Annotated in this window: 25 protein-coding genes and 2 pseudogenes; 18 read left to right on the forward strand and 9 right to left on the reverse strand. The window is 69.9% G+C overall.

Translation table 11 applies throughout. The annotated features are described in order from the left end of the window. The first annotated feature begins 2 nt into the window (after positions 1-2). Positions 3-401: a VOC family protein gene (locus tag ACIRJT_RS36950; RefSeq protein WP_403918478.1), complete on the forward strand. Its 399-nt coding sequence runs from the start codon at positions 3-5 to the stop codon at positions 399-401. A 107-nt stretch (positions 402-508) separates the two neighbouring features. Here the strand turns inward: ACIRJT_RS36950 and ACIRJT_RS36955 are convergent, their stop codons facing one another. Next, entirely contained in the window at positions 509-1654 is a 1146-nt protein-coding gene (locus tag ACIRJT_RS36955; RefSeq protein WP_403918481.1) for an FUSC family protein, read from the reverse strand. A 224-nt stretch (positions 1655-1878) separates the two neighbouring features. On the opposite strand from ACIRJT_RS36955, the gene ACIRJT_RS36960 reads away from it, so the two are divergent. Then, a complete protein-coding gene (locus tag ACIRJT_RS36960; RefSeq protein WP_403918574.1) occupies positions 1879-2652 on the forward strand; it encodes a SigB/SigF/SigG family RNA polymerase sigma factor in 774 nt (257 codons plus the stop codon). 236 nt (positions 2653-2888) lie between these two features. Here the strand turns inward: ACIRJT_RS36960 and ACIRJT_RS36965 are convergent, their stop codons facing one another. Next, positions 2889-3677: a VOC family protein gene (locus ACIRJT_RS36965; protein WP_403918483.1), complete on the reverse strand. Its 789-nt coding sequence runs from the start codon at positions 3675-3677 to the stop codon at positions 2889-2891. A 317-nt stretch (positions 3678-3994) separates the two neighbouring features. On the opposite strand from ACIRJT_RS36965, the gene ACIRJT_RS36970 reads away from it, so the two are divergent. Continuing rightward, on the forward strand, positions 3995-4882 hold the full coding sequence (locus ACIRJT_RS36970; RefSeq protein WP_403918485.1) for an RNA polymerase sigma factor SigF: 888 nt from the start codon (positions 3995-3997) through the stop codon (positions 4880-4882). A 241-nt stretch (positions 4883-5123) separates the two neighbouring features. Here ACIRJT_RS36970 and ACIRJT_RS36975 read toward each other — a convergent pair whose 3' ends face one another. Continuing rightward, complete coding sequence (locus ACIRJT_RS36975; RefSeq protein ID WP_403918488.1) at positions 5124-5465, reverse strand: hypothetical protein; 342 nt, start codon at positions 5463-5465, stop codon at positions 5124-5126. A gap of 96 nt (positions 5466-5561) precedes the next feature. After that, entirely contained in the window at positions 5562-5960 is a 399-nt protein-coding gene (locus tag ACIRJT_RS36980) for an ATP-binding protein (RefSeq protein ID WP_403918491.1), read from the reverse strand. Between the two features lie 807 nt (positions 5961-6767). On the opposite strand from ACIRJT_RS36980, the gene ACIRJT_RS36985 reads away from it, so the two are divergent. Beyond that, complete coding sequence (locus ACIRJT_RS36985) at positions 6768-7094, forward strand: MerR family transcriptional regulator (protein WP_403918494.1); 327 nt, start codon at positions 6768-6770, stop codon at positions 7092-7094. 507 nt (positions 7095-7601) lie between these two features. Next, positions 7602-8726: a PP2C family protein-serine/threonine phosphatase gene (locus tag ACIRJT_RS36990; protein ID WP_403918497.1), complete on the forward strand. Its 1125-nt coding sequence runs from the start codon at positions 7602-7604 to the stop codon at positions 8724-8726. A 35-nt stretch (positions 8727-8761) separates the two neighbouring features. Here the strand turns inward: ACIRJT_RS36990 and ACIRJT_RS36995 are convergent. Continuing rightward, positions 8762-9082, reverse strand: a pseudogene (locus ACIRJT_RS36995) (transposase); the annotation flags it as partial. Between the two features lie 185 nt (positions 9083-9267). On the opposite strand from ACIRJT_RS36995, the gene ACIRJT_RS37000 reads away from it, so the two are divergent. Beyond that, a complete protein-coding gene (locus ACIRJT_RS37000) occupies positions 9268-9840 on the forward strand; it encodes a GNAT family N-acetyltransferase (protein WP_403918499.1) in 573 nt (190 codons plus the stop codon). A 192-nt stretch (positions 9841-10032) separates the two neighbouring features. Here the strand turns inward: ACIRJT_RS37000 and ACIRJT_RS37005 are convergent, their stop codons facing one another. Next, positions 10033-11970 carry a BTAD domain-containing putative transcriptional regulator gene (locus tag ACIRJT_RS37005; RefSeq protein WP_403918501.1) on the reverse strand — a complete coding sequence of 646 codons (1938 nt, stop codon included), beginning with the start codon at positions 11968-11970 and terminating at the stop codon, positions 10033-10035. Between the two features lie 135 nt (positions 11971-12105). On the opposite strand from ACIRJT_RS37005, the gene ACIRJT_RS37010 reads away from it, so the two are divergent. Continuing rightward, entirely contained in the window at positions 12106-12984 is an 879-nt protein-coding gene (locus ACIRJT_RS37010; RefSeq protein ID WP_403918504.1) for an alpha/beta fold hydrolase, read from the forward strand. Positions 12985-13298: 314 nt separating this feature from the next. Then, positions 13299-14330 carry a peptidase gene (locus ACIRJT_RS37015; protein ID WP_403918506.1) on the forward strand — a complete coding sequence of 344 codons (1032 nt, stop codon included), beginning with the start codon at positions 13299-13301 and terminating at the stop codon, positions 14328-14330. A gap of 94 nt (positions 14331-14424) precedes the next feature. On the opposite strand, the gene ACIRJT_RS37020 is transcribed toward ACIRJT_RS37015, so the two are convergent. Then, the gene (locus ACIRJT_RS37020; RefSeq protein WP_403918509.1) at positions 14425-14553 is read right to left on the reverse strand and encodes a hypothetical protein; all 129 of its coding nucleotides are present in this window, start codon (positions 14551-14553) and stop codon (positions 14425-14427) included. 1014 nt (positions 14554-15567) lie between these two features. Here ACIRJT_RS37020 and ACIRJT_RS37025 point away from each other — a divergent pair. The 7 genes and pseudogenes from ACIRJT_RS37025 (at position 15568) to ACIRJT_RS37055 (ending at position 20179) form a co-directional block, all read left to right on the forward strand. Beyond that, entirely contained in the window at positions 15568-15987 is a 420-nt protein-coding gene (locus ACIRJT_RS37025) for an SMI1/KNR4 family protein (protein ID WP_403918511.1), read from the forward strand. 404 nt (positions 15988-16391) lie between these two features. Continuing rightward, a complete protein-coding gene (locus ACIRJT_RS37030; RefSeq protein WP_403918514.1) occupies positions 16392-16781 on the forward strand; it encodes an ANTAR domain-containing protein in 390 nt (129 codons plus the stop codon). 1186 nt (positions 16782-17967) lie between these two features. Next, positions 17968-18222: a hypothetical protein gene (locus ACIRJT_RS37035; RefSeq protein ID WP_403918517.1), complete on the forward strand. Its 255-nt coding sequence runs from the start codon at positions 17968-17970 to the stop codon at positions 18220-18222. Beyond that, positions 18191-18718, forward strand: coding sequence for a DUF6879 family protein (locus ACIRJT_RS37040; protein WP_403918520.1), 528 nt, complete (start codon positions 18191-18193; stop codon positions 18716-18718). Before ACIRJT_RS37035 ends, ACIRJT_RS37040 begins: the two co-directional genes overlap by 32 nt. Positions 18719-18748: 30 nt before the next feature. After that, positions 18749-19502, forward strand: a pseudogene (locus tag ACIRJT_RS37045) (Scr1 family TA system antitoxin-like transcriptional regulator). Positions 19503-19598: 96 nt separating this feature from the next. Further along, positions 19599-19784, forward strand: coding sequence for a hypothetical protein (locus ACIRJT_RS37050; RefSeq protein ID WP_403918523.1), 186 nt, complete (start codon positions 19599-19601; stop codon positions 19782-19784). After that, a complete protein-coding gene (locus ACIRJT_RS37055; protein WP_403918526.1) occupies positions 19781-20179 on the forward strand; it encodes a restriction endonuclease in 399 nt (132 codons plus the stop codon). Before ACIRJT_RS37050 ends, ACIRJT_RS37055 begins: the two co-directional genes overlap by 4 nt. 110 nt (positions 20180-20289) lie before the next feature. Here the strand turns inward: ACIRJT_RS37055 and ACIRJT_RS37060 are convergent, their stop codons facing one another. Next, positions 20290-20664: a hypothetical protein gene (locus ACIRJT_RS37060; RefSeq protein ID WP_403918529.1), complete on the reverse strand. Its 375-nt coding sequence runs from the start codon at positions 20662-20664 to the stop codon at positions 20290-20292. Positions 20665-20956: 292 nt separating this feature from the next. On the opposite strand from ACIRJT_RS37060, the gene ACIRJT_RS37065 reads away from it, so the two are divergent. Together ACIRJT_RS37065 and ACIRJT_RS37070 are read left to right on the forward strand one after the other, a co-directional pair. Next, entirely contained in the window at positions 20957-21148 is a 192-nt protein-coding gene (locus ACIRJT_RS37065; protein ID WP_403918532.1) for a hypothetical protein, read from the forward strand. Between the two features lie 1225 nt (positions 21149-22373). Beyond that, positions 22374-22505 carry a hypothetical protein gene (locus ACIRJT_RS37070; protein WP_403918534.1) on the forward strand — a complete coding sequence of 44 codons (132 nt, stop codon included), beginning with the start codon at positions 22374-22376 and terminating at the stop codon, positions 22503-22505. Between the two features lie 798 nt (positions 22506-23303). On the opposite strand, the gene ACIRJT_RS37075 is transcribed toward ACIRJT_RS37070, so the two are convergent. Next, positions 23304-23459: a cold shock domain-containing protein gene (locus tag ACIRJT_RS37075; protein WP_403918536.1), complete on the reverse strand. Its 156-nt coding sequence runs from the start codon at positions 23457-23459 to the stop codon at positions 23304-23306. A gap of 273 nt (positions 23460-23732) precedes the next feature. On the opposite strand from ACIRJT_RS37075, the gene ACIRJT_RS37080 reads away from it, so the two are divergent. After that, complete coding sequence (locus tag ACIRJT_RS37080; protein ID WP_403918537.1) at positions 23733-24122, forward strand: hypothetical protein; 390 nt, start codon at positions 23733-23735, stop codon at positions 24120-24122. Positions 24123-24132 lie beyond the last annotated feature (10 nt).

The raw sequence follows: 24132 nt of genomic DNA on the forward strand, positions 1-24132 counted from the left end.
GCATGCTGAGAATCGGAATTTTTGTCCTGGGCGTCACAGACATTGCCCGCGCAGCCGCCTTCTGGACCGCGGCGCTGCACCTGGACGTCTCCCCGCAGTGGCACAGCGAAACGTGGCGCACCCTCAGCCACCGCGACGGCAAGGGCCCGGCCCTCGGCCTGATGCACAGCACCTCCCCGCCCGAGCCCCGCCCCCGTCTCCACCTCGACCTCTTCACGGATACCGCCGAGGAACAAAGTCGAGAGGTCCGACGACTGGTCGGCCTCGGCGCGCGCGCCGTCGACTGGGCTCTCTACCCGCCGGAGCCCGACTTCGTCGTTCTGGCGGACCCGGATGACAACCTCTTCTGCGTGGTGGACCTGAGCCACGCTCCCAGCGGCGGTGACCAACCGGCTTTCTGACGGACCTGGGCTGTCCGTGAGTCGAGCGTGGCCGGCCCATCCAGCCACGCGAGCGGTCCGGAGCCTGGTCCGTGCAGGTGACGGAGGTGAGGTGGGCCGCCCGCGACTCAGGCAGAGGGTGCCAGTTCCGTCATCAGCTGGCGGGCTTCCAGCAGCAGTTCGCCCCCGACGGCCGACGCCGATGGTTCCTGGCGGTGGAAGGCGTCGGTGAGGGAGCCAACGGTGCCCCAGGCCTCATGGAACGCCGCGTCACGGCGTTCACGCAGCTCTCCGGTGCCGGACCCGGTGAGCAGTTCCGTCTCGATGGAACAGATATGGCCGGCCTGGCCCAGAACATCGGACAGCAGCCGGAGAAAGTCCGGCGACGGCGGGGGAAGCTCCGTGTCACCGCTGATCGTCTTGAGCGTGCGGGTGAGGGCCAGGACCCGTGTGCAGACACGGCTCCACCGCATGTCCTCGGCGAACGGCGGAGGCTTCGGGCCCGTGCGCCGCAGTCGGCCTCCCGGGTTCCAGCGCGACCCCTCCATGGCCCAGCGGCGGGCCTCGCTCACGTTCTGCAGCGACACGGTGAGGCCGCCGGCCGAGTGATGCCACCTCTCGGACTTCTCCAGCCCGTCCTCCTCGCGGAGGCCTTCCGCGATGGCGCCGAGCACGTCCGCCGTCTCCCGCGCGAGACGGACGAGACGGTCGCGCACGCTGCGCAGGTGGACGGGCGGGAGAACGAACGCGTTGACCAGCAGACCGATCACCGCACCGATCAGCGTCTCCAGAAGCCGGTGCCCCACCGTGGACGTGCTGGACACCCCACCGGTGATGACGAAGAGCGCCGTAGTGGCACCGTAGATGCCCTGGCTCCCGAAGCGCCGGTAGTTGCCGAGCAGCATCATGAACGGCAGGGTGAGCAGCATGGCGGCCATGGTCTGGTCACGTGTGAAGGCCATCGCCACGGATGCCCACAGGGTGCCCAGGGCGATGATGGCGAACTGCTGGATCCCCGTGCGCACCGACTGGTACACCGTGCTGCCGACCATCGCGATCGCCGTCCACGGAGCCAACAGGGCCATCGGCGCCTGGAACCACCAACCGCTCACCGCCCACGCAGCTATCGCCGCCCCCGCTGCCTTCAGCGACTGGACGAGCGTGTCCCGCTCCGGACCGGCCTCCACACACGCGCTGCGGACCGACCGGCGCACCTCCGCCCACTCCCGAACCAGCCACCGCCGCACCCGCTCCGGCCTCACTTTCCCTGTCAACCTCTTCCCCTCTTCGATGATCACCTCAATTCCAGCAGGCCCTCCCGTCGACCCCGAGCTGTGAATCCGGTGCATTCGTGGCGGACGTGTGACCGCCGTCGGCCGCGCGGGTGATTGCCGCCCTCACCGGCTTATGCCACACCCCTCGGGTGGGACGCCACACCAGAGGCACGGAACGCTCGGCGTCCGCCGACAGAACCATCTTGCGCCGAGGAGCCGGACGCGTGGCCGTGGAAAGCCAGTACCCCGAGGACCTCGACACGCACGCCCGGCTCAGCCGGCTGGCGGGCCTTCCCGAGGGGCCCGAGCGGGAACAAATCCGCAGGGAGATCATCTGTGCCTGGCTTCCCGTGGCCCATCGCCTGGCCCTCCGCTACCGCGACCGCGGTGAGACGCTCGAAGACCTGCGACAGGTCGCGGCGGTCGGCCTGGTGAATGCCGTGGACCGGTACGACCCGGCTCTCGGCGGCGCCTTTCTCCCGTTCGCCATGCCGACCATCGTCGGTGAGATCAAACGGCACTTCCGGGACCGCATGTGGTCCGTGCACGTCCCCCGCCGCGTCCAGAACCTTCGCAACGTCGTGCGCCGGGCCACCGCCGACCTCACAGCCGAGGGCAGGCTCGCGTCGCTCGCCCGGCTCGCGGAGCACACCGGGCTGACCGAGGAAGAGGTGCAGCAGGGCAACGAAGCCCTACACGGCTTCCGAGCCATCTCCCTCGACGCGAGTCTGCCCACCGACGGCGCGACCCTGTGCCTCGGCGACACCCTGGGTGCAGACGACGACGCCCTGGACTTGGTACTCGACCGCGAGGCCGCCAAAGCCGGCATCAGCAGCCTCCCCGAGCGGGAGAAGCGGGTGCTCTTTCTCCGTTTCTTCGCAGGGATGACGCAGAGCGCCATTGCCGCCGAACTCGGCATCTCGCAGATGCACGTATCACGCCTGATCGCCGAGTCCTGCCGACGGATCCGGGAGGGCGCGGAAAGCCGAGACTCATGAGGACGCCAGAACTGGTACTGAGCTTTTCGGGTTGGTGTCGGTCAGTGACCGGTTCGGGGCCCGCCCTTTCGGATAACGCATACCACCGGGATCCCGCAGAGACCCCCGTCACTGCGGCAACGACCCGAAATACTCAGCAACGATGCCGGGCCGGCATACGTGGCACCGCCGATGATCGGTCGCGGCTGCCTCGGACTTCGGTTCGACCTTCCCTGTCGACTGCCGGGGAACGAGGGTCAGGGCTCGCGGTGGGCAAGGGTGAACAGGCCGCCGTCGGGGTCCTGGAGAGTTCGGGAGAAGCCCTTGGCGGCCCAGGCAGTAGGTGACGTCTGGGGTTTGCTGCCTCCTGCCCCCATGGCCGCGGACACAGCCCGCTCGACGTCGTCCACGGCGAAGTTCACCAGCCAGCGGGGTCGCAGATGAGCCAGAGGGGAGGTCTGCACACCACCGCCCCGCAGAGACAGGATCACTCTGTCCTTCAGTTTCACCAGCACATGATCTTTCCGGTAGTCGATGTCGATGTCTTCCTCCGCGGCCCAGCCGAGGATTTCCCCGTAGAACACCGCGGCCTCGAACACGTCGCGCGTCTGCAGATCGAGCCGGGTGGGAGCCCGGCCCTCTCCTGGCAACCAGGCCAGTGTGTAGCCCTCCCAGAACCCGAACATCGCCCCGTCCCGGTCCGCCGCCAAGCCGACACGACCATCGCCGACGGCCATCGGACCAACCGCCACGGTGGCACCGCGCTCACGGATCCGCGCGGCCGTCGCGTCGGCATCCCGGACAGCGAAGTACGGCGTCCACACCGAAGCCGACGTCAGCCCGGGCCTGCGGGCTGCGAGCCCCGCCACCGGATCCCCGCCCGCCATCGCCACAAGGAACTGGTCATCCAGCGAACTGGACCGGAACTGCCAGCCGAGAACCTCCCCGTAGAAGGCCCTGGCCACATCCAGATCAGCGACCATGAGGTTGACCCAGCACGGAGCACCCTGCACCGGCACATGCTGCCGCTCATCCGGCCCAGACACTTGTCTCTCTCCTCTCAACACCTGCCGACGACCGTTCACCAGCACCCCGCGGTCCGCTCTCACCCGCTCGATCAGCAGACGGAGCCCCTGTCGACCCTGTCAGCAAGAGCACCTGCCCGGCCTCGCACCACACTGCCGCTTCCTGCCCGCGCAGTGCACACCGAGGTCATCATGCACCAGACTTTCCACGCCGCAGGACGAGAAGCGACCGACTCGCCCGAAGCTCGAAGTGGTCGCTCTCGTAGGTGTGGTGCCCCGTAGGCAGGGTAGGCGCGCCCGTGCGCGGGGGCCGAGGCACTTACGGAGAGGACAGCGTCATGTCGATACCCACGGGAACCACGGTCGTCACCGCCGCCCGCCGAGCCGGTGCCGCTACCCCTGCCGCCAGTACTGCGGGCCTTCCGCAGATTGAGGACCCCCGGAAGGTGGCTCCGAAGGACGCCCGTGCTCTGGGCGCGTTGTTCTTCGAGCAGTTGCAGGTCCTGGAGGAAGGCACGCACGAGTACCAGTACGCGCGGAACACGTTGATCGAGATGAACCTGTCGTTGGTGCATTTCGCGGCGAAGCGGTTCCGCAACCGTGGCAGCGGTGAGATGGAGGACATCGTGCAGGTCGGCACGATCGGTCTGATCAAGGCGATCGACCGGTTCGAGCTGAGCCGCGAGGTCGAGTTCACCTCCTTCGCGATCCCCTACATCGTCGGCGAGATCAAGCGGTTCTTCCGCGACTCCACCTGGGCCGTCCACGTACCCCGCCGACTCCAGGAACTCCGCGTCACCCTCGCGAAGGCGAAGGAAGACCTCAACGGCCGACTCGACCGTGACCCCACGGTCGCCGAACTCGCCGCGCACCTGGACCTCACCGACGAAGAGGTCATCGAGGGCCTCATCGCCTCCAACGGCTACACCGCCGGCTCCCTCGACCTGCCCATCGGCACCGAACAGAACAGCGCCGAGACCATCACCTACGGAGACATCAAGGGCGATCTCGACCCCGCCCTGGAACTCGTCGAGGACCTCCACGCGCTGGCTCCGCTCCTGGAGGACCTCGACGACCGTGACCGCGAGATCGTGGCGATGCGCTTCGGACAGGAAATGACCCAGGCCCAGATCGGCGAGCGCCTCGGCATATCCCAGATGCACGTCTCCCGGCTCCTGAACCGCACCCTCACCCAGCTTCGCAAGAACATGCTCACCCAGAACTGACCACAACACAGGACCGCGAGGATGAAGCGGCATCCGGTCTGCCTGCGGGAGCAGCACACAGCCCTTCACGGGTGACCGCTCCTGGACGATGCCACGCGGGGCCCGGGCCCGGTAGTCAGCGGCTGGACGGGGGGGGAGGGCGAAGCGGACCGGTGGGATCGTCCTCACCCACCAAGGTCGGTCGGTCCAGGAGGCCATGACATCGCTGCGCCGGACCGAAGCGGTGCTCGTCATACGGAAGCTATGGCTTGTCAGTGTCCGGCAGGGAGCGCGGCCTGCGGAGCATGATCATCAGGAAAGCAGCGACGGCGAGGGCGGTCCCGAGCAGGATGGACACCAGGGCCGCGTCGGCGACGGTCTCCCATGCGGTGCTGGTCGAGGATCGGCACGTCGGATCGCAGTCCCACGAGGTCGCGTGGTGACTTCTGGCAGACCAGCCGGCGGCCAGACCGAGGCCGAAGAACAGGGCTCCGCACCAGAACATTCTGCGGACCAATAGCAGGTACCTGCGTGAATGGGTATCGACCATCGCACCACGGTCCCAGGCATCAGAGGTCCTGGGCAATACGGTGAAGGCAGCCATGGCCGGGTCCGGAACCTCCTGCGTGACCGCAGTCGCATCAAGCCGCGGAGACCGTCGTCTGCTGCGACACGGGTGGAGGCGTCGGGCGGCGTGGTGCTAGCGGGCGAGGAAGGCGCTGACGGTCTTGCCGCCGGTGGGCCGGTGGATGGCTGCGGTGGTGCGGGCGAGGTGGGTGACCATGTGCCAGCCGAAGCCGCCGGTGGCGCCGGTCAGGTCGGGGGTGCGCATGCGCGGGGCCCGTGGGCTGGGGTCATCCACGGCCACCTCGATGAGGTCGGGGTGGGCGGTCAGGCGAAGGGTGTAGGTGCCGCCTGCGTGCCGCAGGGCGTTGGTGACAAGTTCCGAAGCGACCAGGAGTACGGCGTCGGCTGTGTCAGGGGTGACGTCCGGCCGGAGGGCTTCGAGGAAGAGGCGGGCGCTGTCGCGGGCGTCGGCGGCGGTGGGCGCGGGGCGGGTGGCGGTGGCGTCGACGCGCATCGTGTTCGTCAGGTTCATCCCTGGTCTCCTCGGCTCGTCGTTGCCTGGATGCCGCTTGTGCCCCGTCATGACCGCCTCAACCCGGCGGTACGCGATTACCTCACTTACTGGACAGTCGAAAATCTCTCCTGGCCACAGTAGACATCTGGTGAGGGCGTGGTTATGGTTTCTCTCGTAGCTGAGATCAACAGGGCCCGGCAGAGACGAACTGGCGGGCAGCAGTACAGGCAGTTGCAGTGCGCAGGACGGTGCGGTGGTGGAGTTCCGGAGCCAGGGTTGTTGCAGGAAGGCGACGGGACTGACGACCGGACCGGGTGGCCCGCAGTGATCAGGGGCCGCCGCAGGAAGTGCGCAGTAAACGCAGTGGTGGTACCCAGCAGTGAAGCAGGAGCAGTACCTCGGTGAAGGCGTCGGCTGCGGGCGCGCGCACCGGCAGGTTCGGCAGCGGGGTTCCAAGCCGGAGCAGACGCGGGACGGGCGACGGGGCTGGCTGCCGGAGAGTGACGCTGCCACAGGTCACCGAGCAGGACGCAGTATCAGCAGTACGCAAGCAGTTGACCCAGAGGGAAGAACGGAGGAGTTGGTCACCATCTGGATCGCCCGGGTGCAAGAGGTGGGCCCGGGTACCGCAGGACATCGATAGTGAGGTGGTCTCCGGTCAAGCAACCGCGATCCCCGCAGCCCCCGACCCTTCCCGGGGCGGGCATGCGGAAACAGAGAGCCGGCACAGCCGATCACGGCCGGCCGATGGTGTAGCAGTTCCTTCGGGGCCCTGGTGCCATATGGCACCCGGGCCCCTCCAGTGTGTTCCACAGAGAGGTGCAAGTGGCAGCAGGCGACTCGTTCGGCCGTATCGATGACGACGACTACCCCGCCTACACCATGGGCCGGGCAGCCGAGATGCTCAACACCACACAAGGGTTCCTCCGCGCCATCGGCGAAGCCCGCCTCATCACCCCTCTGCGCTCGGAGGGCGGCCACCGCCGCTACTCCCGCTACCAGCTGCGCATCGCCGCCCGCGCCCGCGAACTCGTCGACCAGGGCACCCCCATCGAGGCCGCCTGCCGCATCGTCATCCTCGAAGACCAGCTCGAAGAAGCCCAGCGCATCAACGCCGAACACCACCGCACGGCCAAGCGGCGGCCAAACTGACAGTTCGCGCCTGACGCCACTTCGGTCACCCGCAACCATCACCTGCTGATCCCACCAAGAGCAGGAAGTTTTCTGGCCGTCCGTGCGCCCCGGCCAGCCAAAGCGAGGTTGACCCCCGCCAGTGCGGATCGCAAATGCTCGGTCCACCGGCCGGACCTCGGGTAAGTTCCGGCACCCGGCGACAGGTCCCCAGCCACCGGTAGTGGTGCTCACTGATCCCGAGCTGGCCGGCCATCACCGTCTGCATGCCAGGGCCGTCGCCAAGCGCCGGATCCGCGCCGGGCAGGCAGCGGCCGGCCGCCATCTCTTGAGTAGGGCGCGCAGATCGCACACCACGGTCCGATGACGAAGAGGCTCTCGCCGTATAGCTGCCAGCCCACTGCTCTGCATACCGTCCCCGAGCCGCCCTTGCGCGCCGGTGCCGGATCTGGTTTGCCTCTCGAAGAGGGAGGTTGGAAACTGGGATCGGCGGGGGCGGCTGTCGTCCATAGTTGCGGGGACTGAGGGATGGATCGCCTGACTGCCCGGTGGCCTTGTGCGCGCTGGTTCCCCCTGGTGCTGATCGTCGTCGCGGCGCTCGGTGACGCGCTGACGCCGATCGGTTACACCTGGGTACCTCTGATCGCGGCCGCGTGTGTGCTCGCGGGCGTGATGATGTCCTTCCGCGGCGCGGCCTGGACGGGGGCGTTCGCGCTGGCCGTCACCGTGCTGCTGGACTGGCGGGTCGGGATCCTTGACAGCGGCACCGGCTGGGTGGAAGAGGTCACGGTCTTTCTCGCCGTGCTCATCGGCCTGGACGTGCACTGGATGCTCGAGCGCCGCGACCGCCGTCTGGCCGCCGCCTGGTCGGTGGCCGGGGCGCTGCAGCGCGCAGTCCTGCCCGCCCCTCCCACCCGGATCGGGCCGCTCCGGGTAGCTGCCCGCTATGAGGCGGCGGATGCCGAAGCCCGGATCGGCGGGGACGCCTACGCCATCCAGGACACCCCCTTCGGAATCCGTGTCCTCATCGGCGACATCAGAGGAAAGGGGATCGGCGCCGTCTCCATCACCACCACGCTGATCGGCGCCTTCCGCGAAGCCGCCCATCACACATCCAGCCTGGATGAACTCGCTGAACGGCTGGAACAGTCCCTCGGACGCGACCAGGCCCCGCACGCCCACACCAGCCACGACGAGGAGTTCACGACAGCCCTCATCGCCGAGATCGACCACGCGGGCCGCACCCTACGACTGCTCAACCGAGGCCACCCTGCCCCCTACCTCATCCGCTCCGGCCGTGTCACCGAACTGCAGCCGGCCGACCCTGGCCTTCCCCTCGGCATGGGAGACCTCGTCTCCCAGCCCGCCACAACCGACACCATCTCTCTTGCCGCCGGTGACGTTCTGCTGTTCGTCACCGACGGGGTCACCGAAGCCCGCGATGCCGACGGAGCCTTCTACGACCCCACCCAACTCACCTTTCCTGACGGAAGACCTGCCGCTCCCACCGAGGTGCTCGACACGCTCGCCGAAGCCGTCTACCGGTGGGCCGGCGGGCGACGCGACGATGACATGGCCACCCTCGCCATCAGCGTCACGACCACCACCTCCGACATGTCATCCCGCACAGACGCTCCCGGCTTCGCCGGATAACGCCCCATGCCTCCACCCCCAACTAACTGATCGTTTCAGAATGAGGTTCGTAGGCTTCTCAAGCAGATGATGCTGCAGGCTAGTTGGAGTAGTCCGATGTGGAGGTCGGCGCGTATCTCGTAGCGGGTCCGGAGTCGTTTGAACTGGTGGAGCCAGGCGAAGGTCCGCTCGACGGCCCAGCGTGTCTTGCCCAGCCCGGAGCCGTGCGGGACGCCTCGGCGGGCGATCTTGGGTGTGATGCCGCGGGCTCGGAGGATGCGGCGGTACTTGTCGTAGTCGTAGCCGCGGGCGAACAGCCGGCCCGGCCGGTGCCGAGGCTGTCCACGGAGGCCGCGGATGCTGGGGATCGCGTCCAGCCGCAGTGTCAGCGTCCGGGGTGTGTGGGACCGGGCGGTGGACGCGTGGATGGACGACGACGTGGAGGAGCTGGACGCGGTCTGGGACGAGGTTCTGGACCTGATCGGCTCGGACTACGACGGGTATCGCCCAGAACCTCGCCACCCTCCACCACCAGCTCGCCACCGCCTAGGAGACGACCCGCGTGACCACCGGCATAAAGATGCGCCACTACACCGGCACCCAGGCCCGCGCACTGCGCCCGCTGCTCCTCGGCGTGTACACCGAGGTCTACGCGGACGCCGCACGGACGGACCCGTTCGCCTCCCCGGACCGCTTCGCCGAAGGACTCGACCACTGGACCGCACGGCCCGGCTGGACCTGCGTCGTCGGCTACGACAACGACCAACCGGTCGGCTACGCCTACGGAGCACCCCTCCCACCGGGGACACTCTGGTGGCGCGGCCTGCTCACCCAGGTCCCCGCCGACACCACCGCGGAGACCGGAACCCGCACCTACGCGCTGTCCGAACTCATGGTCCGTGAACCCTGGCGCAAGACCGGCACCGCCCGCCGCCTCCACGACACCCTGCTGACCGTCCGGTCCGAACAGCGCGCAACGCTCCTCGTCGACCAGACCCATCCCAAGGTCCACGCCCTGTACCAGTCATGGGGCTGGACCACCCTCGGAGACCTGCGCCCCCGCCTCCCAGACGCCCCGCTCTTCCACGCCATGCTGCTCCGTCTTACCCCGGGGGCCGGGGGAACCGGTCGGTGAGGGCGCACTGTGGTGGTCGGACCGGCGAGGAGTGGTCGCCGGTCCGACGGTTCGATCATGCCCTGGCAGGGGGCGCGGTGTCAGCGGGTGCGGGCGGCGGCGAGGGTGGGGTGGATGCGTAGGACCTGGTCGGTTCCTGCGACGGCGAACAGGCGTGGCCCCATGGGGGGCGAGTTCTGTGGACGGCGTGGGTCATTTCTCGTTGGCGCAGGTCTCTGCCTCCGCCAGGTACCGCGTGACCGGCCCCAGTGTCAGCATTCCGCTTGCGCCGCCCGCGTCTTCGGTGCGTGCGGCGCGTAGGGCTGTGGCCGCGCGGGCGGCGACCGTGTGCTCGCCGAGGCGGGCGGCGGCGTGGGCGGTCAAGCACCAGAGTGCCTCCTGCATGTGGTCAAGGGGCGGTGCTGGCGTCAGCATCAGGGCGGCACGGGCCTCTTCGTCGCGGTGGTGGGCGAGCAGCGTCAAGGGGTGCGTCCAGGGTCGGTACGGGCCCCAGTCGAGAGCGGGGTCGGTGGGCGCCGGGCGGCCGTGCAGGAGGCGCAGGCCCAGGAGGGCGAAGGCGAACAGGCCGCGGTGCAGCCCGGGCATGCCCCTTGTCGCGGCGAGGGTTTCCTCGGCGGCGCGGTAGTGCGCCGCGGCCGTGGCGGCGGACGGTCCGTCTGTCGCGGTGCTGTGTGCTGCCGTGACCCGGGCCCGGAACCAGGCGGTGAGTACGGGGACGAGTGACGCCTCGGTGCTGACGGCGAGATGCTCGGCGGCCTCGGCGTGTGCGGTCGCGGCGTCTAGGTCGCCGAGAGCGGAGGCGCATTGCAGGCGGATGAGCCGGCCCAGCACGGCGAAGTTCGGCAGCTGGTGCCGGGTGGCGAGGTCGAGGATCTCGGCCCCGGTCACGTCCCGTGCCGCCGCGAGCCCGGGCCGGGTGAAGGACTGGAGGAACACGCCGTTGAGGGTGAACAGGAGCAGGGCGGGATCATCTAGCCCCCGGGCCAGCGCCTCGGCCTCGCGCGCCGCCTGTCCGGCGCGCTTCTGGCCGACTGCGGACAGATCGGCGCTGCGGCTCTCGACCGCTACGGTGGCCAGCAAGCGGGCGCGGAGTTCGGCGGGGCCGTCGGTGCCGAGCGCGGTGAGTGTGCGTTCGGCCGCCGCGACGACGGCGCGGGACTGCTCGGGGTCGTCGGCCCGGCTCCAGAGGGCGGGCACGTCGTAGGCGCCGATGACGCGGGCGGTCAGGGCGATGTCGCCGGTGCGTTCGGCCGCTCGGACGGCGGCGAGCCGGTCGCGCCGCGCGTGGGTCAGGGCGTCGCCACCCCCCAGGGACAGGGTGCGGGCCAGTTCGACGGTGGTGCGCGGGCCGAGTTGTCCGCCTGCCGTCCACACTGAAGGTGAGGGCTGGAGCGTCGTGGCTCCGTGGAGGATGTCCGTCTCCAGGCGCCGGAGGCCGGCACCGGGGTCAAGCCCGAGCTGGTCCGCGAGCATCCTGCGGGCGCGGCGGAGGGTGGCCAGTGCGTCCGCCTGACGGCCGGCCCGGTGCAGTGCGCGGGCCAGCAGCCCCCAAGCCGGCTCACGCCAGGGGTGTTCGGTGACGTGGGCGCCCAGGTCGGCGACCAGCTCGGCTCCCGAGCCGGCGTCAAGGATAAGGCGGGCCCGCAGTTCCACCCCTTCCAGCCTCAGTTCCTCCAGCCGGGTCTGTTCGCGCTGGGCCCACGCGGAGCCGGTCACGTCGGCGTAGGCGGCCCCGCGCCAGGATGCGAGCGCCGCGTCGAGGCCGGTCAGCCCATCGGGGGTGCGCCGGGCGCGGGACAGGGCGTCCTCGAACCGGTGGACGTCCACGGCGTGAGGCGGTAGGCGCAGTGCGTAGCCGGGGCCTTCCGTGACGAGGACCTGCGGCGGGGTGCGCGGTGGCCGGTCGGGTTCGATGGCGCGGCGCAGCGCGGCGACGAACGTACGCAGTGCCCCCACGGCACGCGCCGGCGGCTCGGCCCAGAGGTCGTCCACCAGGGTGTCGGTGGAGACCATCCGGCCCCCGGCGGCGACAAGCCGGGCGAGGACCTCACGGTGGCGGGGCCCTCCCAGGTCGGCCGGGGTGCCGTCGTCGTGGAAGGCCCGCAGGGCACCTAGGACGTCGATTCGCATGCTCTCCATCTTGCGTGTCGCGGCCCGGCGGCGCCGAAGCGTACTGATCGGCTGCTGATTGCCGTCGCCCACGCTGGCCCTGTTACTTCCGGACCAAGGCCTTAGCAGGTCCTCCGCCCCAGGAAAGGGCCTTTCATGACTCTGACGATCCCAGGCTTCGACCACGTCCGTCTGCCTGGCACTGCCGGGGTAGAACTGGCTGCAGCGGTCGGCGGCGGCGGCAGCCCCGTCGTGCTGCTGCACGGCTTCCCCCAGACCCATCTGATGTGGCGGCACGTTGCCGAGCGGCTCGCCGGCGAGCACACGGTGATCTGCCCCGACCTGCGCGGCTACGGCGCCAGCGACAAGCCGGCGGCCACCGGCCCGGAGGTGTACTCCAAGCGCACCATGGCCGCCGACGTCGTCGCCCTGGCGGCGGCGCTCGGCCATGAGCGCTTCGCCCTGGTCGGCCACGACCGGGGCGCCCTGGTCGCTTTCCGGGCAGGACTGGACCATCCCGAGACGCTCACGCACCTGGGCATCCTCGACGTCGTGCCGACCCTGGATATGTGGGACGTCCTGCACGGTGTCCCGGCGGCGGTCGGCTACCACCTGTTCCTCATGGCGCAGCCTCCGGGACTGCCGGAAACGATGATCACCAACAGTGCCGACGCCTTCTTCGGCTCCTTCCTCGACGCCTGGGCCGGCAACCCGGATGCCATGCCGGACCCCGTCCGGTCCGCCTACCTGCGAGCAAGCGCCGCATCCGTCCCCTCGATCGTCGCCGACTACCGGGCCTCGGCGGGCATCGACGTCACACACGACCAGGCGGACCAGGACGCCGGTTCCCAGCTCGCCATGCCCGTGACCGTCCTCCAACAGAACTGGGGCGCGCGACTGGGCTACGACGCCGCTGCGGTCTGGAACGCATGGGCGCCCGACCTGGACCACCGACTGACCGGCGCGGGACACTTCATGGCCGAGGAGGCACCCGACGAGATCACCGACGCGATCCGCGGCCTGCTGCTCCGCTGAGCCCCCGCCCAGGCCAGAGGAGACTGAGCCCCGAGAACCGGTCGGCCTGTGGCCAGCGCGCATCAGCAAGCGGCAAGGCCCGAATTCCTGCTCGCCCACCACGACGCCGTCCTCGATCGCGAGCTGCCGGGGCAGCAAGGTGAGCCCGGGTCCGCCGTCCGTGGCCGGTTCTGATCGTTCATGTCCGTGTTCTGTCACGACAGATCCGGCTGGCACTACTCGCCTTGCTCTGCACCGGTCTTGAGAGTTGAAGGACCGCAGTTCGTTGCTCCCTGCCCCACCCGCCTTACCAGCCCCACGATTGAAGGATTTGTATGCGTATCTCAGATTCCCGTACCCGTGTCCTGCGCGGCGGGACCACCGTCCTAGCCGCAGCGCTGGTGGCGGTGGCCGCCGTGCCGGCGTTCGCCGCCGCCCCGGAGCCGGATCTCGGCGTGGGAACGATCGCGCCGGTCGAGGGAGTCCAGCCCGGGAGCTCGTTCTCGACTCCGCTGACTTTCCTCAACAAGGGGACGGCGGAGGTGCCTGCGGTCTGGGTGACGTACGCGGTGTCGCCGGGTCTGAAGGCGGACGAGACGTACAAGAACTGCACGTACTACACCGTCCCCTCGTACGACGAGATGCCCGCGTCGAACGTCGCTTCCTGCAAGATCGAGCAGCCTCTGAAGCCGGGCGTCGTCTACGGAACGGCGAAGCCCGTCCCCCTCAAGGCGCTCGGCTCCGCATTCCGCGAGGACCTGCGGATGACGATTGGCACCGACGCGCCGGACCCGGGCGACGGCGGCTCCAGCGAGCCCGTGCCGGGCACAGGCGACCCGCTCACCCTCGTGGAGAAGGCTCCGGCCACCGACACCGACCGGCAGAACCACCCCGAACCGGTCGCCAAGGCCAAGGTGAACGTTGCGAACACCGCCGACTTCGCCCTGACCGGCACCGAGGGGAAGGGGAAGGTGGGCGACAAGGTCACCGCGACGGTGAAGTTCGCCAACAAGGGCCCCGCCCGCGTGCAGGGGAAGACCGGCCAGAGCGTGACCACCGTCGACATCCGGATCCCGAAGGGCACGTCCGTCGTCAAGGCGCACGGATACTGCGACGCGGTCACCAAGACGCACTACAGCTGCGGCACCTCGCAGTCCTGGGTGGACGTGGACGGCGGCGAGAGCTACCCCTTCGTCCTGCGCATCGACAAGGCCGTCGGCCGCACCACCGGCAAGGTCACCTTCACCGGCCAGGAGCGCCCCTTCGACCACAACGCGGCCAACGACACCGCGCAGATCCTGATCGAAACGGGCAAGAACGCCAGCACCGCCTCCAGCCCGACCGGCTCCGCTGCCCGGCAGAGCTGACGCCACGCCCTTGACCCCGACGTCTCCGCCCCTGCGCTGACGTCGGCCAGGCCGCCGCAGGCGGGTGCCACAGGCCAGCGGCGGCGGCAGCGGTTCAACAACTGAGTGTCCACTCCTCGTCCGTCATGTCCTGGAGGTAGCAGAGCTGACGCACCTGCCCTCCCATCTGTGACCTGAAGCCGAGCATTTTCGCCAGCCGGACCTCGCCGAACCGGTCAGGCATGTCTCTGACGTGTCTGGCGTGAAGAGATGTTCGGATGTGGAGGTGATTGCAGTAGTGAGCCCCGGGGCGGTGGCCTGCCGGAGGGCTGTCCGGCGGAACCTGTGGGGCGCCCCGGGGCTCTTCCCGCCGTTTACCCGCCACCTTTAGGCCTAGACCTTCCGCCCCCCGGTGGTGATCTCCCAGTTCCCGGCCGGTGGTCTCGGATGACTGGCCGTGGCGCCCACCGGCCCCGCGTCTTCACCACCGCAGCCCGCTCCCGCTCCACCACCACCGCCCCGGACACGGCCGCGCCGAAGCAGCCCGCCCCCTCCGAACCAGCGGTACCGGCACACCGTCATCAGACCGCCCCGCACCCCGGCAAGAGCGCGGACGTTGACCCCCAGCCCGGTCCGGCTGCACCCCGGTGTGGGGCTGCGCAGGGCGCGTACGGGACAGGGCGGTGATGTCGAGCGGACCAGCAGGGAGGGCCCGTACCGGCCGGGAACAGCGCACACGTGGGTGGCGTCACCGGTGACGCCACCCCCTGGGGGCGGCGGTCCGGGGTGTCCCGCCCGCTGCTGGAGAGACCCGGCGGACGCGCCCTGGACCACCCCGGGCTCCGTCTCCCGTTCTACCCGCAACCCCGGGGCCGGGCCTGTTTACCCGCCCGTCCGGAGGACCGCCCACCCACCCGGCCCAGGGTCCTCACCGGCACGGCCCCCCGCGCGTAGCCTCGTAGGCTCGGCTCCGCCCGCAGCGGCCAACTGACCGCAGTGGTAACGCTGTTCGCCCGCATAATGTGGTCAAAGGTCCGGAACGCCGAGATGGTCGTGGTCCGCTTCAGCCACGTTCGCTGCCTCCCACCTCGTGGTCGAGCAGATCTCCAAGGTCCAGTGCAACCGCGCTCGGCCCGTCATGGTCGACGTACCCCTGCGGCCAGCACGAAATACGTATCCGTACCCTCGGGGCGATCGGGCAGCCCTGCGCCATCCTGTGCCGTACCAATGTCACCTGCCGCAGCCTTAGGATCACGGCATGCCCTTTCCATCCGCGCTGCTGGACCGTTTGGAGCGCGCCGTCCGGCGTTACGGCGCCGGCACGCCGACGGACCGAGGGGAACTCGCGTCCGCGATTTCCCCTCTTGGGGTCGGCCTCGACCCGGATTACGCCGAGTTCGTCGAGCGTTTCGGGGGTTGCTATGTCGGCGTCCCCGTGTACGGGCTGCGGAACTCGGACCTGCTGGAGCACGTGAGCGTCGTAGACCTCACCCTGCGCTTCCGCCGCGACGGATGGCCCGGCACCGACCGTGGACTCGTCGTGTCCTTCGACGCTGCGGGCAACCCCCTCGTGCTCACTCCCGGTGGCCCCGTGACGAGCTACGACCACGACGCGGGGCGTGCGTACGAGCTCGCCCAGGGGTTCGCGGCGCTGCTCGACCAGCACACCGAGGACTGATATGGGCCTCCGCCTGCGGGCCCGGGTCCGCAGGCGGACGACACGGGCCGGGGGAGTGGGAGACAGCCTTCGGGGCACCCCGGAGCATCCCCCAGTTCGGCTAATCGTAATGAACGCGCCCGCGGCAGCACCCACACCCAAGCCCTCCTCTGCCTCGCCCGTCAACGCATCAGTGTCCTCTTCGCCATGCTCCGGAACGGCACCTTCTACGAGTCTCGAACCTCCACCGTCACCCTCGCCGCACAACCATCCCACGTAGCCCCATACCCGGCGCCATATCCTTGACGAACGACATAGAGCCCCCGGCGGCGCAGCCGTTGAGCGGGCCCGGCCATCTGCGCGGGGTGCGCCCGGGGCCGGGCGTTGCCGGGCATCGGGCGGGGCTGTGCTGGAAAATGTGGGCCATGGCCGAGTTCACTTCCCCAGCCCGGCAGGCCCCGGACACGCCTGCCGGCGACAGGGCAAAACCCCCGGGTGACCACGAGAGCGAACTGCAGAAACGTGTCCGGCAGCTGGAGCAGGCGCTGGCCAGCCACGCGGTGATCGACCGGGCCTGCGGGGTCCTGATCGCCTGGACTCGCTGCTCACCGGAGGAGGCATGGCAGCTCTTGGTACGGATCTCGCAGCACTCCAACACCAAAGCCCGCCTCGTCGCCGAAGCCCTCGTGACCGCGGCCCGGGGCGGACAACTGCCTCCGGAACTGCACCGGCATGTGAGAACGCCACTGACACAGACGGGGCGCGGCCCGGCCCCTACACCCGCCCACAGCCCCCAGCAGCGCGAGGAACGCTGAAACACGAAGCCGGCCCCAGCGGGCTGCCGAGCCCTTACCCGGACACCGGCACAGCGCCGACGCCCCGGCCGGGGCGTCGGCACGGGCGGGCATGTCGGCGCCCCGGAGGTCCTCCCGAGCCGAACCGCCGCACCATCACCGGCTGCGCCCAGGCCTGCACCTGCAAGCCCCCTCGCCGACGCCCCCGTCACGATGAAGCAGGCATGGAGAGGCCTGGCCCCGTCCAGGACGCGGTTCGTCCACGCGAAACGGGGAACCCACAGCCATGCACACGTACACGCACACGTTCATGGGAGGTGATGCGCATGAGGCGAGGTACAGAGCCGATAAACGCCCGAAGCCCCCTTCAGCTCAGAAAGGCCCTGGCCGCTTCTGCACTCATCGCATTCTGCGCCGCGTGTCTGCTGCTCGCCGTGCTGGCAGCTTCCGCCAGCCCCGGGGCCACTCCGAGCAGCACACAACTGTGGCTCCTCGCAACGGCATGCGCCCTCGTCGCCGGCACGGCGGGAGCCGACCTCCTGGTCATCCGGAAGAGACGCTCCCAGGAGCGGGACCGCCCTGGAGGCGGACCCTACCGGCCCCCGCAGGCCGGCCCCCGCCCATAAGCAGATGGCCGCTCCCGCGCGCGGCCGCCGGACGTACCTGTCGACGCCGTGCCATGCATACGGCACCGGCCGAAGAGCAGCTTCGATCGAGTGGAGATCCGGCTGCGCCGTGAGCCTCATCCACCATCCAGCGCGGCCCGGCGCCCGGGCCCAGGCACCCGGCCAGTGCCCGGCAGCCGTTTGAAAGTCCTCTGACCAGCCTCCCTCCTCCGTCCAGCCGGTGACCTCGATCAGCTGTCCCTCCAGCGGACCGCCGGTCAGCTCGCGGTAGGTGTGGCCGGGCAGTGGCCCGGTCGCGGGACCGTCGTGCTCGGTGCCATACACCCGTGGTGCCTGTGTCATCCGATCAGTCTGGCGCGGCACCGGGTGCTGGTTGACCCGTTCCGGGGATCGGGGACCGCGGCACGGTAGAGGGGCCGCGCCCCCTGCCCCCGCTGCCTCGGGGTGCTGGTCACCCGGACGGACGAAACGCCGTCACCGTCACCAGCGACCGGCCCGGGAAAGAGGCCCTTGACGCCGACTCCGGCCTGCGGGACGGCCGGTGCGCAACTCCACGCAACCCGCTCGCTTCGAAGGCGATCATGGCGTTACTTTTCTTCGGCACGGACCCGAACTCGGGCGGAGGCAACTGCCCCGCGGTGCGGGTCGACACCGACGCCGCGCAGGGGCCGGAACTGGTTCTGCAGGGCAAGTTCGCCGACGCGGCGCCCCGGGCCGCGTGCAGCCAGGACAGTCCGCCGGCGGACGACGAGGGAGTCATCCGGATCCCGGTCCGGATGGCGGATCAGATCGGGAAGGCGTGCGATGCCGCAGAAGCCGCCGGCACCCAGCTTTGAGGACCTCCTCGACTCCGCCCGGCAGCACGCCCTGCACCTGGAGCTGCGGGACATCTACGCCGTGGGGGAGGAGCGCGAGGTCTACGACGCCTTCCAGCGCGACGGGGCCGTGCCCGCGGACGACTCGGAGTACTGGAGCGGGTGGCTGCCGCTGGTGGAGCGGGCCGTCGCCCGCGGGGTGACAGTCCGGCGGGCCCGGATCGTGTCCGAGCACGTCACCGACTACATCCGCTTCGAGCACGCCATCACCGACGCCAACCTCCGCGCCGGCGAACAGGTCCGCTGGCTGCACCGACGCCGCGCCTCCACCCTCGCCCTGCCCGGCAACGACTTCTGGCTCATCGACGACCGCATCGTGCGCTGGAACATCTTCTCCGGCGACGGCCAGGCTCTGGAGCCCGACCACACCGACGATCCGCAGGCGGTCAAGCTGTGTGCCGAGGCGTTCCGTACGGTGTGGGACATGGCCACCGACCACACCGACTACCGCATCTGACCGACGCGCAACCCAAGGGCCACGCACCTCATGACGACCGCCTCCCCCTCCTCAAGCGCACAGGCGGCCCGCGAAGCGCTCGCCGTCCGCTTGCAACACCTGCGCAAGAACGCCGGCCTCACCGGCAAGGCCCTCTCCGCCCGGTGCGGCTGGCACCCCGCGAAGACCACCCGCATCCAGAAGGCCGCGGCCTCGCCCTCCGACGCGGACATCCGCGCCTGGTGTTCGGCGTGCGGCGCGGACGACCAGGCCGACGACCTCATCGCCACCGCCCGCGCCGTCGACTCGATGTACACGGAGTGGCGCCGCCTGCACCAGGGCGGCATGCGCCAGGTGCAAGAGAACTGGTACGCCCTTCACGAGCAGACCCGCCACTGCCGCGTCTACCTCAGCCGTCGCCGCACGCGTCACCCGCTCCCGCTTCCTCTACGAAGGCGGCCACCGCTACGTCGTCCTCCTCGAGGAGTCCGTCCTGCGCTACCAAACGGCCGACCCGGAGGCGATGCGCGGGCAGCTGCGCCACCTCCTGGCCGTGATGCCGCTCGCCTCGGTATCCCTGGGCATCATCCCGTTCACCGCGCAGCGCACCGTATGGCCGCTGGAAGCGTTCTACGTCCACGACGACACCATGGCCGTGGTGGAGACGCCGACAGCGGAGATCAAGGTGACCCAGCCACGCGAGCTCGCCGACTACATGAAGGCATTCGCCGGCCTCGCACAGATGGCCGTCTACGGCAACGCCGCCCGCGCCCTCATCCGGGCCGCGATCGACGCCCTGGAGTGAACATGCCGCAATTAGCCGCAATCTCGTTGAGGACCAATCCATTCTCTCCGTAGCCTCGAACGACACTGACGCACCCAGCAACAGAAGGCGGTGCCCATGAGCGCACCCACACCCGCCGGCCCCGAACCGGAAGGCCCCGCCCTCCAGCGCCCCGACTTCGGGCGGCCTTCTCCGGCGCTGCTGGAACGCGCTGACCGCGGCTACGCCCGCTTCCTCGCCCACACCACCCACGCCCCGGACGGCAACGCCGACGGCCGCGACGACACGGCGAGCCACCGATGAGCAGCACACACCTGGTCCTGCACGATCCCGAAGGACACCTCGAAGCAGACCTCCCGCTCGACCGGGCTCCCCACGATTGCCTGATCAAGGCCGTGTTCGGATGGACCGGCGATCCCGGCCTGGCGCCCGCGGACCTCCAACAGATCGCGTTGCTCCTCACCGGCGCCGCCCGCGCCGTGGCCGGAGACGTCCGCCACGCCGCAGACCAGCTGCCCGACGAACACGCCGCCCGCGCGCTCGCCGACATCGTCCTCGAAGAAGCCGACCGCCGACTGGCGGTCCGCATGGAAGGCACCGTGCGCTGCGTCCAAGACCGCGCCCGCCTCGTCCGTGCCCTCTACGAGCGCCTGGACCGCCTCGTCAGCGCCGCCCCCGAGCCCGTCAGTACCCCCTGAGACCGCTGTACCCAGGCGCGACACCATCACCGCGTGCCTGGCACCTGATCCTGCCGACCGGCCCACTGCGAAGGAGCTGACTGCCCACCGGAAACCTGGCCGACAGGTGCTCAGTCGCCGTGGTCTTCGGTGCTCGGGTTGCTGGCCCGCGCGATGCCGTCCAGCTCGATGTCCATGGCTTCGCGGTCGGTGCTCCACTGGTCGATGAAGTCGCGGACTTCCTGCACCTTGGCGGGGTCGTCGGCCTCTTCAGGGTCCATGAGGACGAAGCCGGAGTGGCCGTCGGATCCGGGGACATCGACGACCTGCTGGTCCATTTTGCCGGTGAGCAGCATCGTGAGGACGGTTGCGAACTCGCGATGCATCTCGGGCGTGAACTCCATGGAGTCGTCCTCGGAGCCGATGGTGCCTTCGCGGCCTTGAGCCAGCAGATGGAACGCCTCGTGCAGCGCCCGGGCCAGAGCCCCGTACTGGCCCGGGTCCATCCGGGCCTGGAGCGTTCCATGTAGAGGGCCACTTTGACCGCACGGTTGTCTTCCCCGGGGGCTGCGTCTTCGTCGTTCATCCACACAGCCTGGTCCGGGACACCGCCCCCGTCCAGGCCCGCCCACAACTTCCGATCGACGAAGCGAACACGGCGACGCCCACCAAGAACCAGCCGGGTGCACCGGCGGACGTGCGGGTGGTAACCGGCGGACTCCGTGCGTAGGCGCACGCACGTGGGGAACCCTGGGCCGGGGCATGACAGATCAACGGGGAGCCGAGAGGATCAACGGTATGAGCACCGCAGAGATACCTGAGCATCCGCCGATCTACGATCGACTGGTCCGGGAGCGCGGCGACGTGCCGGCCGAAACCCGGAAGGTGGCCGAGCAGGCACGCGCCCAGGCTCGGCAGGCGCTGGACTGGAGCACGGTGCGGCGATCCCAGAGGGAAAGGGAGGAGCGGTCGTTCTCCGCGTTCGGGTGAGCAGAGAATGGTGCCGCTGAGCGAGCGCGGCGTGGGCGGTGCGGTCGTCAAGCAGCAAGTCGACGTCACAGCGAGATGAAGCGGCTCGCGGGGTGAACAGCTTCTGCGGTTCGCCCTCGGGGCTCTGCGCCTGCTCGGCCTGCCGCTGGCCCCGATGGTGCCGCATCCCATTCAACCGGCACCCGCACATCTTCGGGTCTGGCGGATTCCCCTCCCGTGGGGAGCCGGGAGGGGCGGCGGCGGGCCCTGGCCGCTTCGCAGCGTGAGGCAGGGCCCGACCGGGGTGCGGGAAACGGGGATCCCGCAGACCCCAGGATGCACCCAATCCAGCCATAGCAATAGGGCGTGACCGAAAAATGCGGGTGGGCAGTGCTTGATCGTCGCGCAGGGCATCCGCTCCACGTGCCCGGAGACCTCCGCGTCTCCGCCGCTGGTGATAGAAGCCCCGGAAGCCCCCCAGATGGCGATCTCGTACCTGTACCCGGACCGCTCCTGGAAGCCGTTGCGCCCAGCCCCCGGATCTCCCGTACGTACTCGCCGCCGCGCCACTCGCTGATCCGGGCGCTGAACCCGGGTGTTCGAGGCGTGCCTGGAGCGGGCATTGAGCGAACTGATCCAGGCCCATGCTCACAGCACCCTTCTGGGGCTGTCCGAGCCGGGTGAGGAGCAGCCTGACCGCACCGGCCCGTATCCCGCGCTGCACCGCTGCTACCTCGCCGACTTCTCCACCCGCATTCCCAGCGCCACCCAACCTGCCCTTCACCGAGTCGGCCGCCCCGGCCACTCCGTCCGGGCACCTGGAAGCGCTCCGTAAGGTACTGGACCGTGCGGGCTTCACCCCCCGCGTCTGGCATCGCTACGCGAGTGAGCACCTGGCGGTTCTCAATGTGATTGTTCCGGGCCTGGAACGGTTCGTGCTCGTCGGCAACGGCAAGATCGTCCTGCCCGGGTCCCGCGGGCGTACCGCTCTCCACACCACCTGACAGCCACGGACGAACTGCCCCAGTCGCACCGTGCCGGTGACAGGGACGCCAGGCGCGGCCCTCCGCAACCCGCCAGGAGCGCACCCCGGAAAGCAGCCGGGGCGGGCTGTCAGGTGAGAACGGACAGGATCCCGTCGTGGCCCAGCCGGTGGAGTTCCTCAAGGAGTGACCGTGATGGACCGTCAAGACGCGAGCCGACAGGCCGAGCCGGGACACGAACAGGCGGCGCGGGACCGGCCATCGTGCCGACGCGCGGGAACAGCGGCACGGGAAACCGTGTCCCCGACGTCCTCCCGCCGATGCAGCGCCTTCCCCGCGGGAACAGCGGCACCGTCTGCCGCGACACCTTCAGCCTCGGCCTGCTGACCGACTGAGCCACCCGCCAAGCCCGCCACGGGCGGGCGCAGCCCCTGCCCGTGGCACCGTCCCCCGGCCCGGCCCCACACGCCCAGCACGGCTTCCCCGGCGTCGGTCACCAGGTCGTCAGCGGCCTGGAGCGCGGCCGGGCCCGTCCGCCGCACGCATGCCGTAAACGTCCTGTACGGCGTGCTGCGCCCCGTCACCGACTTGCCCTCGGGCGGGTGACATTCCCCGCCCGGGAAGCGACTGCTGGTCATCCTCCTGTGGGGCGGGGGAGAGTCCCCTTGCCTCAGAGGAGGACTTCATGCGCTGCCGCACCATCACCGTGCTCGCCGCTCTCGGCCTCGCGCTCACCGCGCAGGCCGGCATCGCCACCGCCGCGGAAGAGCCGGACAACCCCCCGCCCAGACGGACAGTCCCTTCGCGCTTTCCCACTTCCTCACCGAGGCCGAGAACGCGAAGAAGGACCACGGATTCCTGGCGCAGGGCCCTATCCGCGGCGTTCTTGGGCTCCAGGACACGAACCAGGCACCCAGCACGGAAGGCCCCTTCGCCAACCTGGATCTCAAGTAGCCCAACGGGCTGCCTGATCCGCACCCGCCTGACCGAGACCCCGAACGGTACGGAACGGCGCCCGGGCCTGCCCCGCCCCGTGTCACGGCGGAGCAGGCCCGGACTGGCCACCAGGCCGCAGCACCCGCGCCCGCAGCTCCCAGCGGACCGGCCCCGCCAGAGAGGGGGCCGCCCGGGGAACTGCGGGCGCGCGTGGGGGCCGGGCGGGGCGCGGTACCCCGCCCCGCCCGGTGGGCGGGTCAGTTCGCGGTGACGCCTTCGGCCGTCGGGCCGTTGGGGCCGTCGATAACGCTGAACTCGACGCCCTGCCCCTCTTCCAGGCTCTGGTAGCCGCTGCTGGCGACTTCGAGCGAGGGCAGGGTGTCCTCGTCGAAATCGCCGTGCGGGGCGATCACCGGCAGCGGCCCGGAAACTCAGGGTCGGGGCTCATGAATCGTCAGCGAAAGACAATCCCCGACACGGCGTCCCGGCCCTCCGTGGTGGGCAGGGAGGTCCACTCACCACACCAGGTCAGAGCACTCGTGCTCGCAGCGTGGAATGCTGGGAGCCACGCAGGCCGTTGGCTCGGAGTCCCGGCCCTGTCCTGACACCAGCCGGCAGCCCCAGGACTGGCGCCCTGGCTGAGGCGGAGGGGACGTGCCCACGTTGTGGTGAATGGCGGTCAGAGCGTGCCAGCAGTGCTCGAATCGGGCGTCCGCTTCCACTGCTGGAGTTCAGGAGAAGACGTGCTTGCCTGCCCCAAGAACACCTTTGTCGCCGCTGTCGTTCTCGCCGTGGCGGCTGCCCTGACAGGCACCGGCCCGGCCGGCGCCGCCGAGCAGGATCCCGTCTATACGTGTAAGGGCGTCCTGGTGGATGACATCAACCGTGTGGCCTCGGACGACTGCACCGGCGGCCCGGCCGGCTACCAGGGGGCGGGAAGCATCAAGGATGCCGAAGCCGGCACCGTTTGGGAATGCGCGCTTCTTGGTGCCGCCGCGGACCCGGAACGTCCGGCCAGACTGACCGTTGTCGGGGTCTTCGGCTGCGAACAGTCCGGAGGGCGCGTCAAGCCCTAGCGTCACTTGT

The organism is Streptomyces sp. NPDC102283, assembly GCF_044766265.1.
Taxonomy (GTDB): domain Bacteria; phylum Actinomycetota; class Actinomycetes; order Streptomycetales; family Streptomycetaceae; genus Streptomyces.